Source organism: Roseibium litorale, from assembly GCF_014842915.1.
Taxonomy (GTDB): domain Bacteria; phylum Pseudomonadota; class Alphaproteobacteria; order Rhizobiales; family Stappiaceae; genus Roseibium; species Roseibium litorale.
Genome location: NZ_JACYXI010000004.1, coordinates 241084 through 255177, shown reverse-complemented (window position 1 = coordinate 255177; position 14094 = coordinate 241084). Strand labels below are relative to the sequence as shown.

Genomic DNA, 14094 nt, shown 5'->3' with positions numbered 1-14094 from the left:
AGGGTGAGGCAAGAAGGCCGGTTCGGCAAGCTGTTGAAACAACCAAAGACCGGCTGCGGATATCACTAATCCTTGAGCCAGTCAGGAATATGGTCTAGCCCGAGAAGATCATCATAGGTCGGACGGGGCCGGATGACCGAGAATTCACCGTCTTTTACCAGCACTTCCGGGATCAGCAGGCGGGTGTTGTAGGTGGACGACTGCGTTGCGCCATAGGCACCGGCCGAATAGACGGCCAGCAGATCACCCGCCGCCACCGCGGGCAATTCCCGGTCATGGCCGAGATAGTCACCGGTTTCGCAGACAGGACCGACCACATCCGCGGTGATTCGCGGCAAATCAGCGGCAGGTTCGGTCACCGGACGGATCTCGTGATAGGCTTCGTAAAGGGTCGGTCGGATCAGATCGTTCATCGCGCCATCCACAATGACGAATTCTTTCGCCGCCCCATGCTTCACATAAATGACCTTGGTCACCATGATCCCGGCATTTCCTGTAATCAGACGGCCAGGTTCGAAGATGACCCGGCAGTCCAGCTTCTGGACATGCTTCTTCACAACCTCTGCATAAGCGACCGGATGCGGCGGAGGGCTGTTGTCAGTGACATAGGGAATGCCGAGACCGCCGCCGAGATCGATGTGCTCGATGTCATGGCCATCCGCGCGCAAATCAGCAATCAAATCACCAAGACGCGCAAAGGCGCTGTCAAAGGGAGCCAGTTCGGTGATCTGAGACCCGATATGCATGTCCACACCGACGGCCTTGATGTTTGGCAGGGCATCTGCTTCCGCATAGACCTCCCGGGCACGCTGCCACGGAATGCCGAACTTGTTTTCCGCCTTGCCGGTCGAGATCTTGGCGTGGGTCTTGGCATCCACGTCCGGGTTGATGCGCAGGGACACATGGGCCGTCTTGCCCATCTGCTGGGCAACGCGCGAAAGCTGGACCAGCTCCGGTTCGGACTCAACGTTGAAGCAAAGAATTCCCTCGCCAAGGGCATAAGCCTGCTCGGCCTCCGTCTTGCCGACGCCGGAGAACAGTATCTTTTCAGCAGGAACACCAGCGGCCCGGGCGCGGCGCAGCTCGCCTTCGGACACCACATCCATGCCCGCACCGAGACGAGCTAAGGTCGTCAGCACCGCCTGGTTCGAATTGGCCTTCACCGCATAGCAAACGAGACTGTCGATGTCCTTCAGCGCATCGGAGAAGACCGTGAAGTGCCGCTCAAGCGTTGCCGTCGAGTAGCAGTAGAACGGGGTTCCGACTTCTTCCGCGATCCGGCTGACCGGAACATCTTCGGCGTAGAGCGTACCGTTGCGATATTGGAAGTGATGCACGTTAAAACCCGTTCAGTTAGGGCCACTTCCGGCACACCAGCATCCCGCGGGATACGCCACCGGACAGGGCGAAGAGACTGGAAAAGCTGATTTGGCGGCAGATTGGCTGCGTCAGATCAGGAAGTCGAGAGGAAAGCGGCTGGTCTGCGCTGGTGCCGGACGGGCAACAGAGCTGCTCGCACCAACACCGGCAGGCGTGCCATAAGCATCAGCCGGATCCTGCACGGTGGCAGCAGGTGCTGCACCCGGCGCATCAAGCGCCCCCCGGCGGCCACAGCCGCCAAGCGCGAGCGTGGCACCTAGCGCCAGAAGACCGGCGGCCTTGCCGAGGCGTTTCAACTTTGCGGCCTGTGATCCCATGGATCCGTCTTTCCCGTCCGAATGCAAATGCTGCTCTTTCCTCGCACGACCGGCGCTTGCCGGCAACCCCGGCAAGACCGATCCATGCGGAAGGGCCAAGGCGTCAGGCCTTGGCAAGGTCCTTGAGCCAGCGGCGGGCCTGCTTGCGCACATTCACCGGCGACGTGCCACCGTAACTCACACGGCTGCGGACGGACTTGTCAACCGACAGAACCGAGAAGATCTCATCGGTGATCTTCGGCTCAACCGCCTGCATTTCCTCAAGCGTTACCTTGTGCAGCTCGATCCCCTGCTCCACGGCAATGGCGACGATGCGGCCAGTGACGTGATGCGCGTTGCGGAACGGCATGCCCAGCACGCGGACGAGCCAGTCGGCCAGATCCGTCGCGGTGGAATAGCCGGAGCCAGCCGCCTTCTTCATGGTCTTGGTGACAGGTTCCAGGTCGCGGACCATGCCAGTCATGGCAGCCAGAGCCAGGGAGATGCTGGCCAGACCGTCAAAGGCCTGTTCCTTGTCTTCCTGCATGTCCTTGGAATAGGCCAGCGGCAGGCCTTTCATCATGACCAGCAGCGCCTGAAGAGAGCCGTAGATGCGTCCGGTCTTGGCGCGCACCAGCTCGGCAGCATCCGGGTTCTTCTTCTGCGGCATGATCGACGAGCCGGTCGAGAACTTGTCCGACAGTTTGATGAAACCGAACTGGGCAGAGCACCAGATGACGATTTCTTCCGCCAATCGCGAGAGATGCATGGCGCAAATTGACGCATCCGCCAGGGCTTCGATGATGAAGTCACGGTCGGACACACCATCCAGCGAGTTCGCCATCGGCCGGTCGAAGCCGAGCGCAACGGCGGTTGCCTTGCGGTCGATCGGGAAGGACGTGCCGGCAAGAGCGGCAGAGCCGAGCGGGCATTCGTTCATGCGCTTGCGGGCATCACGGACGCGGCTGCGGTCACGGGAGAACATCTCCACATAGGCCAGCAGATGGTGGCCGAAGGTCACCGGCTGAGCCGACTGGAGATGCGTGAAACCGGGCATGACATCGCCAGCATGCTGGTCTGCGCGCTCGGCCAGAGCCTGCATCAGCTCGGTCAGCTGCTCCTCCAGCGTGTCCATCGTGTCGCGGACCCAAAGGCGGAAGTCGGTCGCCACCTGATCATTGCGCGAACGGGCCGTGTGCAGGCGGCCAGCCGCCGGGCCGACCAGCTCGGCAAGCCGCGCTTCGATGTTCATGTGAATGTCTTCGAGCGCGCGGGAGAAGGTGAACTCCCCGGCTTCGATCTCTGACAGGATTGTGTCTAGACCTTGAGTGATCGTCGCGGCATCGTCCGCCGTGACAATTCCCTGTGCGGCGAGCATGGCCACGTGGGCTTTCGATCCGGCAATATCCTGCCTATAAAGCTTGCGGTCGTAGTCGATGGAAGCGTTGATCTCTTCCATGATTGCGTCCGGGCCTTCGGCAAACCGGCCGCCCCACATGCGATTGCTCATGCCTTGTCCCCTGAAAGATACCCCTTGCGAGGTTTAGAAGAATGACGGAACCAGCCAAAACCGGACAACGACCGAAACGGCGCGTGATTGCCGCTGGGCTTGCCGGCACCTTGGCCGTTATCGGGGCGGTATACGTGATCGCCGGGCCGAATGGCAACTCAAACGGCGGTCAAAACTGCAAGGTCTCGATGAAAATCGCTGACGGGATCCGTTCTTACGCCACGGGAGAGGTTGCGGCCTTCCTGCCCGCGCAAAAGCCCTTGAGCCTCACGGATCTGAAATTCAATGGCGAGGGAGAAGCACCTGTCTCCGTGCCCGATTTCAAGGGCAAGACCGTGCTGATGAACTTCTGGGCCACATGGTGTGCTCCCTGCCGGAAGGAAATGCCCGCACTCGATCAGCTCAAAGCCGATCTCAGCGGGCCTGATTTCGACGTCGTCGCCGTCAGCATGGACCGTGGCGCCGCAGACAAGCCAAAAGCATTCCTGCAGGAAATCGGCGCAAAGAACCTCGGCTTCTATCACGAGCCGACCAACACGCTGATGACGGCCCTGCGCGCCAAGGCCCGTGGCACCGGCCTGCCGACCACCATCCTGGTTGGACCGGACGGCTGCGAGATCGGCACCATGTATGGCCCCGCTGAATGGGCTTCCGGAGAAGCCAAGGCTCTCATTGCGGCCGCTATCAGCGCCTTCAAGGGAACCAAAAGCTAACGGCGGCGCCCCGTCACAGGACAACCGCCGTTATAAGCGTATCAAACCGGCGAGGCATCACCCGATCAAGCGGTGATGTCGACAGCGTTGCCGAGGCCCGGAATCTTGCGGCTTTCGCGGCGCTCTTCCTCACGGGTCTGGGACGTCTCGCGCAATTCTTCCGCAGTCTGGCGGTCCTGTTCATTGGACTGGCGAATGTTGTTCGCCGCAAGCTCACTTCGAACATTCGCTACACCGTAAGACGCAGCGCCAGAGACACCTTCCACCATATTTCCTACTCCTTTTCGAACGCCCGCCCCTGCCGCCTAGACAGTTATGTCCAGACGGGATCCCAAGCCAGCTTCCCGGACGCGGTTTGTGCCACGGCTTTCCAGTTGCTCGGCTTGCTTTTGAAGCTGCTCGGCGCGCGACGCACTGCGTTCCGCCTGACGCGATACCGCAGCTGCAGCTTTTCTTTCTTGCTCCGCATTGTTCTGCTGAAGCTTTTCCGCAGTGCTGGCGTTCTCGCCCCCGTTTCCGGAGTTAGAGTAACCCAGAGACGAAAGGCTGCTGCCACCAATTGAATCGAGCATTTCGCTCCCTCCGGTGATGAGTGCATCAGCTCAAGAACATGGAGCATGAAGCTCCGTCAAGTTTTAACGTAGCGGAAGCGGATGAACCTGGAATTTAATAGGAAATAACTATTTTAGTCTATTTAGACTAAAATTTTAAATACATGGCAAAATGCAACGTAAACACCGCCACAGAGCGCAGAAACCAGAATGAACAGAAGAGTCAGGCTGTGATGTTGACTTGCTGGCCCAGGCCATCCGCGCGCGGGGCAAGAGCCTCAAGGCTCTGAGCGCCCTGCTGCAATAGATCCACCACCATGGTCTGCGATTCGGCAGCCATCTTCATCATCTCGGACTGAAGCGCGAGATCCGTGCGGGTCTGCTGGGTAACCGCGAAAGTGGTGGCGAGGGACGAAATATCCATAGACGGGAATTTGAGCTTATCCGGTAAACAAAGCGTTAAATCTTGATCATGTTAACGAGACCAAGGCCTTGCGCCGGACCTTGCCGGAGGCGGTTCTGGGCAGGGAAGACACAAAGCGGTAGGCCTTCGGGCGCTTGTATTCGGCAAGATGCTCCGCAGCCCATCGAGCAAGATCATCGGCATCCCTGAAGCCTGCATCACCGGGCACGACAAAGGCCGTGATCAGGCTGACACCCGGGCGCATTTCCAGAGCGGTAACAGCCACTTCCGACACCTGCGGATGGCCGGACAGGCACCGCTCCACCTCCTGAGGCGCAACCCGGTAACCGAAGGCGTTCATCAGGTCATCTGCCCGCCCTTCATACCAGAGATAGCCGTCCTCATCGAAACGGGCACGGTCCCCGGTCAGGAACCAGCCGTCCCGGAAGGCTTCAGCAGTCTCCTGCGGTCGCTGCCAGTAGCCGAGCATCAAGCCCGGCTCACTCTCGTGAATGGCCAGCAGCCCTGCTTCGCCGGCAGGTGCAACGACTGCGGCAGCGGCCTCCGTTTCGGACAGCACCGCGACTTTACGGCCCGTCTGAGGTTTGCCGGGAGAGCCGGGCTTTGGAGGAACCTGAGGCCCACTCGAGACATAGGTCGAGATCTCGCTCATGCCCAGAGCTTCATAAAGCTCGCGGCCCGTCGCTTCTTTCCACGCAAGGTAAAGCTCAGCAGGCAAGGCTTCGCCTGCGGTCAGCCCGTGGCGCAGGGCCGGAAAGCTCTCCCGGTTCACCGCGCCATATTTCAAGATCCGCCGGTAGAGGCTGGGAACGGCGGCAAACAGGGTCGCACCGGAGGCCTCAATCAGCTGCGGCCAGACTTCCGGGTCCCGTGGCCCGTCATAGACGATGCTGACAGCGCCATTGGCCCATGGGTCCATCAACCCGACGCCCAGTGTGTAGGTCCAGTTGAAGGCCCCGGCGTGCAGCAGCCTGTCCTTGGAGGAAATACCGTACCAGCCCTGATACATGGGCGCCCGGCCCATCGCTGCGCGGTGCGCATGAAGCACCCCCTTGGGTGTGCCGCTGGTGCCGGAGGTATAGACCAGAAACGCCGGATCACCGGCAGATGTCTCCGCGTAGTGGCCAGGCGCGCCTGTTTTCATCGCTGCAATATCGGCAGGCCCGAGCGGCAGAAACACGCCTTCGGGAAGCACGGTCTTGCCGTCATGCACCACAGCAGCCGCCCCGCTGTCCGCCAGAAGCGCCCCGGCCTCGGAGGCCGTCAGCATGTCGGAAGAGGGAATGGGAACGAAGCCGCCGGCGATGGCGCCGAAATACAAAAGCGGAAAATCGCTGGAATGCCCCAAGCGGAGCAGCACCCGGTCGCCGCGGTTCAGACCCGCCGCAGTAAATCCGGCTGCGATGCGCAGGACCATGGCTTCGACTTCGCCATAGGTCCAGCGCTCAAGCAGTGCCCCGCCCGGCCCCACCACCTCCAGCGCAACCGCTTCTCCCGAAGGCGAAGCGTTGGTGAGGCAGTAGTGGGCGAGGTTCATTTTCTACGGCCGCTTAGCGGGTCGGAACCGGAACGTCCCCGCGGTAGTCATAGAAGCCGCGCTGGGTCTTGCGGCCAAGCCAGCCTGCCTCGACGTATTTCACCAGCAGCGGGCACGGACGGTACTTGCTGTCGGCAAGGCCTTCATACAGCACCTGCATGATAGACAGACAGGTGTCGAGGCCGATGAAATCGGCCAGCTGCAGCGGGCCCATCGGGTGGTTCGCACCCAGCTTCATGGCCGTATCGATGGATTCAACGGACCCGACGCCTTCGTAGAGCGTGTAGATCGCTTCGTTGATCATCGGCAGCAGAATACGGTTGACCATAAAGGCCGGGAAATCTTCAGCGACCGCGATGGTCTTGCCGATCTTCGCAACAAATTCCTTCGACGCTTCGAAGGTTTCGTCTTCCGTCGCGATGCCGCGCACCAGTTCCACCAGCTCCATGATCGGAACCGGATTCATGAAGTGGATGCCGATGAAACGTTCCGGACGGTCGGTGGAAGCCGCAAGGCGTGTGATCGAGATGGAGGAGGTGTTGGTCGCGAGGATCGCTTCCGGCTTCAAGAGCGGGCAGAGCTGCGAGAAGATCTTGCGCTTGACCTGCTCGTTCTCGACGGCGGACTCAATCACCAGATCCGCTTCGCTCAGCATGTCGAGATCAACGGCAGGAGAAATACGCGCGAGAGCCTTGGTGCGGGCTTCTTCGGAAATTTGCCCCTTTTGAACCTGGCGGGCCAGATTGCCATTGATGTTGGCCAGGCCGGACTCGATCCGGTCCATCGAAATGTCACTGAGGGCGACATCGTACCCGGCAACTGCACAGACATGAGCGATACCGCTGCCCATCTGACCAGATCCAATAACGCCAATTTTCTTGATTTCGACCACCATCGTCCAATCCGATCCTTGAGTGAGGGAAAAGCCAGCCGCTTTCCCTTCGACCGCCTGCCGGCGCTATTTTTGGCAAGTCTACGCTGAGACCGCAAGAGTTTCGGGGCGGAAACACGTGTTACCGCCCCGGAGAGTGTGTGAGCCCCGTGAGGCGATTATTCGACGGCTGTCTTGAGCTGCGGCAGGATCTCAAAGAGATCACCAACAAGACCGTAGTCCGCCACCTGGAAGATCGGGGCTTCCTCGTCCTTGTTGATGGCCACGATGACCTTGGAATCCTTCATGCCGGCAAGATGCTGGATCGCACCGGAGATGCCGCAGGCAATATAGAGATCCGGAGCGACCACCTTGCCGGTCTGGCCAACCTGCCAGTCGTTCGGAGCATAGCCCGCATCGACCGCGGCGCGGGAAGCACCAACCGCAGCGCCCAGAGCATCAGCTACCGGCATGATGACTTCCTGAAACTTTTCGGAAGAGCCGAGCGCGCGGCCACCAGAAATGATGATCTTGGCGGACGTGAGTTCCGGACGGTCAGACTTGGACAGGGCCTCTCCGGAGAAACTGGAAAGATCGCCTGCCGCCGGAGCCGAGACGTCTTCGATCGCAGCGGAACCACCACCAGCAGCGGCTGCAAAGGTGGACGTGCGGACCGTGATCACCTTCTTCGGATCGTTGGACTTCACGGTCTGCAGTGCGTTGCCTGCGTAGATCGGACGCTCGAACGTATCCGCCGAGAGAACCTTGGTGACGTCGGAGACTTGCATCACGTCGAGCAGGGCAGCAACGCGCGGCAGTATGTTCTTGCCGTTGGCAGTCGCCGGAGCCACGATCGCGTCGTAGCCGGACGCCAGCTCGACGATCAGGGCGGCCATCGGCTCTGCCAGCTGATGAGCCACAGCGTCATTGTCGGCAACCAGCACCTTGGAAACGCCGGAGAGCTGGGCAGCTGCCTCGGCGACCGGCTTCACGTCCTTGCCGGCAACCAGCACATGGACATCGGCGCCAAGCGCGGCGGCGGCGGTCAGGGCCTTTGCGGTTGCGTCATTCAGCGCGCCACCGGCGTGTTCGGCCACAAGAAGTGTCGTCATGGATCTTTTTCCTCCTGTGACGGGTCCTCAGAGGACGCCGGCCTCGTTCTTCAGCTTATCGACCAGTTCGGCCACGGAAGCGACCTTGATGCCAGCCTGGCGGGCAGCCGGCTCGGCGGTGGAGACGACGGTCAAACGCGGGGTCACGTCAACGCCGAAGTCTTCCGGGGTCTTCTCGTCGATCGGCTTCTTCTTGGCCTTCATGATGTTGGGCAGCGACGCATAGCGCGGCTCGTTCAGGCGCAGGTCGGTGGTGACGATGGCCGGGAGCTTCAGCGAAACGGTCTGCAGGCCGCCATCGACTTCGCGGGTCACAGCAACGGAGCCTTCGCCCAGGTCGACCTTGGAGGCGAAGGTGCCCTGGCCCCAGCCAAGAAGAGCAGCCAGCATCTGTCCGGTCTGGTTGCAATCGTCATCGATCGCCTGCTTGCCCAGGATCACCAGGCCCGGCTCTTCTGCCTCGACGATCCCCTTCAGGATCTTGGCAACGGCCAGCGGCTCGGTGGTGGCATCTGTCTTGACCAGAATGCCCCGGTCAGCGCCCATGGCCAGACCCGTGCGCAGGGTTTCGGTCGCCTGCTGCGGGCCCACGGAAACGACGACAACTTCGGTTGCCTTGCCCGCTTCCTTCAGGCGCAGGGCTTCTTCCACCGCGATCTCGTCGAAGGGGTTCATCGACATCTTCACGTTGGCAAGGTCCACACCGGAACCGTCCGCCTTGACGCGAACCTTAACGTTGTAGTCGATCACCCGCTTCACGGGCACTAGGATCTTCATCAGGTTTTACCTCCGCTAGACGGCACGGATGCCGCACTGCATCATTTGGCTCTGCCGGCAAATTATGTCGCGCTACATAAATGGCGGTTTTCGGCCAATTGTTACGCATGCGGCGGGACGGTAAAGACAGTCCTCCCGGCTGTCAACGCTTGCGCTAGGGAACTAGGACGATTTGCCAAGATAGCGGAATGAGGTTCTGACCAGCCGGAATTAACCGGCTTAGAGGCCCCGGTCGAAAAGCACGACACCCCCGCGGCGGAGGACCGGGACGAGCACTGCGCCGGCCATCAGACCACCCATATGCGCCGACCAGGCCACAGACCCTGCACTGGACAGAACCGCGTGGTAAATCTGGTAAAGAACCCACGCGCCAAGCACCCATTGGGCCGAAAGACGCAAGGGGATCCGGCCCAGCGCCAGAACCCAGATCTGAACCTTCGGGTGCAGCATGAGATAGGCAGCAACAACACCTGAGACAGCGCCTGAGGCACCGATCAGGGGCGCATCCGAACCCGTATTGACCAGAAGATAGGCCAGCCCGCCGGCAGCCGCGCAGACGAGGTAAAAGATCAGAAAGCGCGCATGCCCCATGGCATCCTCGACGTTATCGCCGAAGACCCAAAGGAACAGCATGTTCCCTGCCAGATGCCAGAAATCCGCGTGAAGAAAGGCGTAGGTGAAAAGTGTCAGGCTATCGGGCACCGCCTGCAGTTCCGGCGCGAGATCCTTCACATCCAGCACCACCGACGGAATGAGCCCGTAGGAGAGGACGGAGGCTTCCGAGATGCCGCCGGTCACCGCCCCTTGCAGTACGAAGAACGCAAGAACATTGAGCAGGATCAGCCCCCAGGTCACCACAGGACGCAGCACGTGTTTCAGGGAGTTGTGGTCGTGCAAAGGGATGAACATGCGCAGCTCCGGCCAACGGCACCCAGCTCAGGGAGCCAGATCAGCGGTTCTTGCCGGGCACCCAGAGCACATCGCCCTCGCCCTTGGCGTTGAGATAGCGGGACGCGACGAAGAAAAAGTCGGAAAGCCGGTTCATGTAACGGATGGCGGCAGAGCCAACCTGCTCTCGCGTTGCCAGCTCGACCATCAGCCGCTCAGCCCTGCGGGAAACCGTGCGCGCCAGATGCAGGTATGCCGAAGCCGGACTGCCGCCCGGCAGGACAAAGGACCGGAGCGGCTTCAGATCCGCATTGAACCGGTCGATTTCCTTCTCCAGCGCCGTGACCTGCCCATCGGTGATCCGCAAAGGTTCATAACCGAGGTCTTCACCGGTATCCGGCGTTGCCAGATCGGCGCCGAGATCGAAAAGGTCGTTCTGAATCCGCCCAAGCACTGCGTCCAGCTCTGCTTCGCCCTGCGTATGGAGACGGACAAGACCGAGAACCGAGTTGGTCTCATCTACCGTGCCATAGGCTTCGACGCGCAGATCACTTTTTCTGCGCCGCTCGCCAGAGCCCAGCGCGGTCGTGCCGTCATCACCGGTCTTGGTGTAGATCTTGTTCAGTACGACCATGCGGCTTTGCCCTTATCTGCCCTGTCCAAAAAAGTATACGCCGGTCATGACCAGCACGATCACCAAAAACTGCAAGCCGACCCGCCAGCGCATGAGTGTCTGCGACCGGCTGGAGGAGCCACCACGGAACATGTTCCAAAGCCCCATCAGAAGGACCAAGGCGACAGCGCCCATGGCCACAGGGATCGCGTAATTCCAGATCGTTTCCATCGTCATTTCCCCATGCCCGCCATTTAGGCGGGCCTATCCTAGCGGCATCTGCCGCCTCTATTCTTCCGAATTGGCTGCCCGGATCAGGAAGCGGTCCAGAAGTCTGGTGGACAGCACCCGCCTGATGATGTTCAGGGCAATCGTCGGGATGGTCACACGATAGCGTGCCCGCGGCCGCTTAGCCTCTGTCGCATGAATCAGTTTCTCGACAACCGATCCCGGCCCCAGCTTAAAGAAGCCCGGCTCTCCGCCTTCCATACGCTTGCGCCGTGTCCGGTAGATTTGCTCATGTGGCGAAGCCTTCATGCCCTCTTCACCGATCCAGCGGTCAAAATTGGCAAGGGAATTGGGCGTGAAACGGGTGGCAATCGGGCCTGGCTCGATCAGGCTGACGTGAATGCCCGTTCCATCCAGCTCCTGGCGCAGCGTATCGGAATAGGCTTCGAGCGCAAATTTTGAAGATGTGTAGGCCCCGCGGTATTTCATCGCGATGAAGCCGAGGATGGAGGAACACTGGACGATCCGCCCATGCCCCTGGGCACGCATGACCTTGATGACCGGTTGCGTCAACTCGTGCCAGCCGAAGAAATTGGCCTGAAACAGCGTCTTCAGTCCGTCGATGGGAATATCCTCAACAGCCCCGGGGATCGCATAGGCTCCGTTGTTGAACAAAGCATCCAGCTTGCCTCCGGTCAGCTCCAGAACAGAGGACAGCGCGGCCTGAATGGTTTCCGGCCGCTCATAATCAAGCAGGAAGGCTTCGAAGCCTTCCGCCAGCAGCTTGTCGACGTCAGCCTGCTTCCGGGCCGTCGGGAATACCCGCCAGCCGCGGCCGCGCATCTGATGGGCGGCGACCTGGCCAATTCCGGAAGAGCATCCGGTAATCAAAATTGTCCGTGCGTCAGCACTCATAAAAGCAATCCCGTTCCCGATGAAAACTCAGATCGGCTCACCCGACAGGAGCCGCGGAGCAGGGCCAGCAAACCCGGCCGCCTCCTTGATGAAACGGGTCTTGAGCGACGGCATCCGGTCGACCAGCCCGAGTCCGAAGTCGCGCGCGGCCCGCAGGATATCGCTGTCGTTCGAGAACAGCCGGTTCAGAACATCCGTGACCACGCCCATCTGGAACGCATCGAACCGGCGCCAGCGCTGATAACGCTCCAGAACGTCGAAGGCGCCAACATCCTGGCCAAGACGCCGGGCGTTCACGAGAACTTCGGCAAGAGCGGCGACATCCTTGAAGCCCATGTTGAGGCCTTGGCCCGCAATCGGATGGATGCCATGCGCGGCGTCTCCAGCCAGCGCAAAACGCGGGCGGATGAAATCGCGCGCCAGCGTCAACCCAAGCGGATAAGCATTGCGCGGTCCGTCAAGCTCCAGCGCACCGAGATGATGGCCGAAACGCCGCTCCAGCTCCATTTCGAATGTAAAATCATCGCTCGCCACCAGCCGCTTCGCGTCTTCGGTCTTTTCGGTCCAGACGAGGGAAGACCTATTCCCCGGAAGAGGCAGGATCGCGAAGGGGCCGGCGGGCAGGAAATGCTCCTCCGCCCGGCCTTCATGCGGACGCTCGTGAGCAACCGTGGTGACAATGCCAGACTGGCCGTAATCCCAATGCACGGTGCGGATGCCGGCAAGATCCCGCAGCTTGGAACGGACACCGTCCGCTGCCACCAGCAGGCGGGCCTTGAGCGTGCTGCCGCTGGCAAGGCTTAGTGTCACATCATCGGCACTGGTCTTGAAACTTGCAGCCGTGTCCGGCGCCGCAAAGGCAACACCCAGGTCCCTGGCCGCTGCATAGAGAGCGGGAAGCATGACCCCATTGGGCACCATATGCGCGAAGGGTTCGCCCTCCACGGTCTCGCCGCCAAAGGTCAGGAACACAGGGCGGACCGCGTCACGCAGCTTGCTGTCCGTAACGATCATCTCGTTGATCGGCTGGGCAGAGGGAAGTATATCCTGCCAGATGCCGAGCTGATCCAACATGCGGCTCGCTGCGGCGGCAATCGCCGAGGCCCTCGGATCCTTGTGCAAAATGTCCATTGGCTTCGGATCGATAACGGCAACTTCCATGGACGGATCGGCCGATTTCAGCGCCAGAGCCAGCGACAAACCAACATAGCCGCCGCCTGCAATGGCAACGTCATAGGTGATTCCGGTGGCGGCCTTCGCGGACATGTTCTTCTCCTGGGCGTTCATCAGCGTATTCCCTTTGGGTAACTTGACTTATACGTCAAGCCTCGTCCAAGTCTGCACCAACGCGCCACCTGCGGCGGCGCATGTACCCGACACCGTCCTATTTAGCAGGGATCACGCCGATGACCACGGCAATTGACAGCCTTCTCCAGATTCTCGACCTTGAAACGCTTGAGCACAACCTGTTTCGTGGCCGCAGCCCGCAGGTCGGCTGGCAGCGGGTGTTCGGCGGCCAGGTGATTGGCCAGGCCCTGGTCGCAGCATCGCGGACCGTGGTGGAAGACAGGCAAGTGCATTCCCTCCACGGCTATTTCATGCGCCCGGGTGATCCCTCTGTACCCATCATCTATGAAGTCGACCGCATTCGCGACGGCGGCAGTTTCACGACCCGCCGTGTCGTGGCTGTTCAGCATGGCCAGGCGATCTTCTCCATGTCGGCCTCCTTCAAGGTGCCGGAAGAGGGCTTCGACCATCAGATCGGCATGCCGGAGGTTCCGATGCCGGAGGATCTGCCGAGCGAAAAGGAAATGGCTGCGCGCATGCCGGACACGGTGCCGGAAAACATCCGCAAATACTGGGAGCGCGAGCGGCCGATCGAGCTGCGCCCGGTCGATCTCACCCACTATTTCTCGTCTAAAGCCCTTCCGCCAAAGCAGTATGTCTGGGTCCGCGCCTCATCGGCCTTGCCAGACGATCCGCGCATTCACCAGTGCGTGCTGGCCTATGCCTCGGACATGACGCTCTTGGACACGTCCATGTTCCCCCATGGCAAATCGGTTTTCCTGCCGGAGATACAGGCGGCCAGCCTCGACCACGCCATGTGGTTCCACCGGCCGTTCCGGGCGGACGAATGGCTGCTCTATGCAGAAGACAGCCCGTCCGCCTATGGCGCGCTCGGGATGAACCGGGGGCTCCTTTACAATCGTGACGGTGTTCTGGTCGCATCAACCGCTCAGGAAGGCCTGATCCGGCGCAAGAAACCGCGCGAATAAAGG

17 protein-coding genes are annotated in these 14094 nt (G+C 60.8%); 2 read left to right on the top strand and 15 right to left on the bottom strand.

Features of this window, described 5'->3' with window-relative positions:
- Nucleotides 1-65: 65 nt before the first annotated feature.
- The 3 genes from lysA to argH form a co-directional block, all read right to left on the bottom strand.
- On the bottom strand, nucleotides 66-1337 hold the full coding sequence (gene lysA, locus IG616_RS08990) for a diaminopimelate decarboxylase (RefSeq protein ID WP_192147810.1): 1272 nt from the start codon (nucleotides 1335-1337) through the stop codon (nucleotides 66-68).
- A 111-nt stretch (nucleotides 1338-1448) separates the two neighbouring features.
- Complete coding sequence (locus IG616_RS08985) at nucleotides 1449-1697, bottom strand: lipoprotein (RefSeq protein ID WP_192147809.1); 249 nt, start codon at nucleotides 1695-1697, stop codon at nucleotides 1449-1451.
- Nucleotides 1698-1800: 103 nt separating this feature from the next.
- The gene (gene argH / locus IG616_RS08980; RefSeq protein WP_192147808.1) at nucleotides 1801-3186 is read right to left on the bottom strand and encodes an argininosuccinate lyase; all 1386 of its coding nucleotides are present in this window, start codon (nucleotides 3184-3186) and stop codon (nucleotides 1801-1803) included.
- A 41-nt stretch (nucleotides 3187-3227) separates the two neighbouring features.
- On the opposite strand from argH, the gene tlpA reads away from it, so the two are divergent.
- A complete protein-coding gene (gene tlpA, locus IG616_RS08975) occupies nucleotides 3228-3899 on the top strand; it encodes a thiol:disulfide interchange protein TlpA (protein ID WP_192147807.1) in 672 nt (223 codons plus the stop codon).
- A 65-nt stretch (nucleotides 3900-3964) separates the two neighbouring features.
- Here tlpA and IG616_RS08970 read toward each other — a convergent pair whose 3' ends face one another.
- From IG616_RS08970 to IG616_RS08915, 12 genes are all read right to left on the bottom strand, one after another.
- Entirely contained in the window at nucleotides 3965-4168 is a 204-nt protein-coding gene (locus IG616_RS08970) for a hypothetical protein (protein ID WP_192147806.1), read from the bottom strand.
- 36 nt (nucleotides 4169-4204) lie between these two features.
- Nucleotides 4205-4471 (bottom strand): hypothetical protein, encoded by a 267-nt coding sequence (locus IG616_RS08965; protein ID WP_192147805.1) that lies wholly within the window; start codon nucleotides 4469-4471, stop codon nucleotides 4205-4207.
- Between the two features lie 202 nt (nucleotides 4472-4673).
- A complete protein-coding gene (locus IG616_RS08960) occupies nucleotides 4674-4874 on the bottom strand; it encodes a hypothetical protein (RefSeq protein ID WP_192147804.1) in 201 nt (66 codons plus the stop codon).
- 46 nt (nucleotides 4875-4920) lie between these two features.
- Nucleotides 4921-6411 carry a class I adenylate-forming enzyme family protein gene (locus IG616_RS08955; protein WP_192147803.1) on the bottom strand — a complete coding sequence of 497 codons (1491 nt, stop codon included), beginning with the start codon at nucleotides 6409-6411 and terminating at the stop codon, nucleotides 4921-4923.
- A gap of 13 nt (nucleotides 6412-6424) precedes the next feature.
- On the bottom strand, nucleotides 6425-7306 hold the full coding sequence (locus IG616_RS08950) for a 3-hydroxybutyryl-CoA dehydrogenase (protein ID WP_192147802.1): 882 nt from the start codon (nucleotides 7304-7306) through the stop codon (nucleotides 6425-6427).
- Nucleotides 7307-7461: 155 nt separating this feature from the next.
- On the bottom strand, nucleotides 7462-8394 hold the full coding sequence (locus tag IG616_RS08945; protein ID WP_192147801.1) for an electron transfer flavoprotein subunit alpha/FixB family protein: 933 nt from the start codon (nucleotides 8392-8394) through the stop codon (nucleotides 7462-7464).
- Between the two features lie 27 nt (nucleotides 8395-8421).
- A complete protein-coding gene (locus IG616_RS08940) occupies nucleotides 8422-9171 on the bottom strand; it encodes an electron transfer flavoprotein subunit beta/FixA family protein (protein WP_192147800.1) in 750 nt (249 codons plus the stop codon).
- 219 nt (nucleotides 9172-9390) lie between these two features.
- Nucleotides 9391-10080: a rhomboid family intramembrane serine protease gene (locus IG616_RS08935; protein WP_192147799.1), complete on the bottom strand. Its 690-nt coding sequence runs from the start codon at nucleotides 10078-10080 to the stop codon at nucleotides 9391-9393.
- Nucleotides 10081-10120: 40 nt separating this feature from the next.
- Nucleotides 10121-10693, bottom strand: a complete 573-nt coding sequence (locus IG616_RS08930) for a cob(I)yrinic acid a,c-diamide adenosyltransferase (RefSeq protein WP_192147798.1) — start codon at nucleotides 10691-10693, stop codon at nucleotides 10121-10123.
- Nucleotides 10694-10705: 12 nt separating this feature from the next.
- Complete coding sequence (locus tag IG616_RS08925; RefSeq protein WP_192147797.1) at nucleotides 10706-10903, bottom strand: twin transmembrane helix small protein; 198 nt, start codon at nucleotides 10901-10903, stop codon at nucleotides 10706-10708.
- Nucleotides 10904-10960: 57 nt separating this feature from the next.
- Nucleotides 10961-11815 carry an SDR family NAD(P)-dependent oxidoreductase gene (locus tag IG616_RS08920; protein WP_192147796.1) on the bottom strand — a complete coding sequence of 285 codons (855 nt, stop codon included), beginning with the start codon at nucleotides 11813-11815 and terminating at the stop codon, nucleotides 10961-10963.
- A gap of 27 nt (nucleotides 11816-11842) precedes the next feature.
- Complete coding sequence (locus tag IG616_RS08915; protein WP_192147795.1) at nucleotides 11843-13081, bottom strand: ubiquinone biosynthesis hydroxylase; 1239 nt, start codon at nucleotides 13079-13081, stop codon at nucleotides 11843-11845.
- A 140-nt stretch (nucleotides 13082-13221) separates the two neighbouring features.
- On the opposite strand from IG616_RS08915, the gene tesB reads away from it, so the two are divergent.
- On the top strand, nucleotides 13222-14091 hold the full coding sequence (gene tesB / locus IG616_RS08910) for an acyl-CoA thioesterase II (RefSeq protein WP_192147794.1): 870 nt from the start codon (nucleotides 13222-13224) through the stop codon (nucleotides 14089-14091).
- The last annotated feature ends 3 nt before the right edge of the window (nucleotides 14092-14094 follow it).

Bases quoted from the DNA above. Each gene is read 5' to 3' on its own strand.
- IG616_RS08915 (WP_192147795.1), bottom strand. From the start codon at position 13,081: ATGTCCGCGAAGGCCGCCACCGGAATCACCTATGACGTTGCCATTGCA.
- IG616_RS08970 (WP_192147806.1), bottom strand. From the start codon at position 4,168: ATGGTGGAAGGTGTCTCTGGCGCTGCGTCTTACGGTGTAGCGAATGTT.
- tlpA (WP_192147807.1), top strand. From the start codon at position 3,228: ATGACGGAACCAGCCAAAACCGGACAACGACCGAAACGGCGCGTGATT.
- IG616_RS08965 (WP_192147805.1), bottom strand. From the start codon at position 4,471: ATGCTCGATTCAATTGGTGGCAGCAGCCTTTCGTCTCTGGGTTACTCT.
- tesB (WP_192147794.1), top strand. From the start codon at position 13,222: ATGACCACGGCAATTGACAGCCTTCTCCAGATTCTCGACCTTGAAACG.
- IG616_RS08960 (WP_192147804.1), bottom strand. From the start codon at position 4,874: ATGGATATTTCGTCCCTCGCCACCACTTTCGCGGTTACCCAGCAGACC.
- IG616_RS08940 (WP_192147800.1), bottom strand. From the start codon at position 9,171: ATGAAGATCCTAGTGCCCGTGAAGCGGGTGATCGACTACAACGTTAAG.
- IG616_RS08945 (WP_192147801.1), bottom strand. From the start codon at position 8,394: ATGACGACACTTCTTGTGGCCGAACACGCCGGTGGCGCGCTGAATGAC.
- argH (WP_192147808.1), bottom strand. From the start codon at position 3,186: ATGAGCAATCGCATGTGGGGCGGCCGGTTTGCCGAAGGCCCGGACGCA.
- IG616_RS08920 (WP_192147796.1), bottom strand. From the start codon at position 11,815: ATGAGTGCTGACGCACGGACAATTTTGATTACCGGATGCTCTTCCGGA.
- IG616_RS08930 (WP_192147798.1), bottom strand. From the start codon at position 10,693: ATGGTCGTACTGAACAAGATCTACACCAAGACCGGTGATGACGGCACG.
- IG616_RS08950 (WP_192147802.1), bottom strand. From the start codon at position 7,306: ATGGTGGTCGAAATCAAGAAAATTGGCGTTATTGGATCTGGTCAGATG.
- IG616_RS08925 (WP_192147797.1), bottom strand. From the start codon at position 10,903: ATGGAAACGATCTGGAATTACGCGATCCCTGTGGCCATGGGCGCTGTC.
- IG616_RS08955 (WP_192147803.1), bottom strand. From the start codon at position 6,411: ATGAACCTCGCCCACTACTGCCTCACCAACGCTTCGCCTTCGGGAGAA.
- IG616_RS08935 (WP_192147799.1), bottom strand. From the start codon at position 10,080: ATGTTCATCCCTTTGCACGACCACAACTCCCTGAAACACGTGCTGCGT.
- IG616_RS08985 (WP_192147809.1), bottom strand. From the start codon at position 1,697: ATGGGATCACAGGCCGCAAAGTTGAAACGCCTCGGCAAGGCCGCCGGT.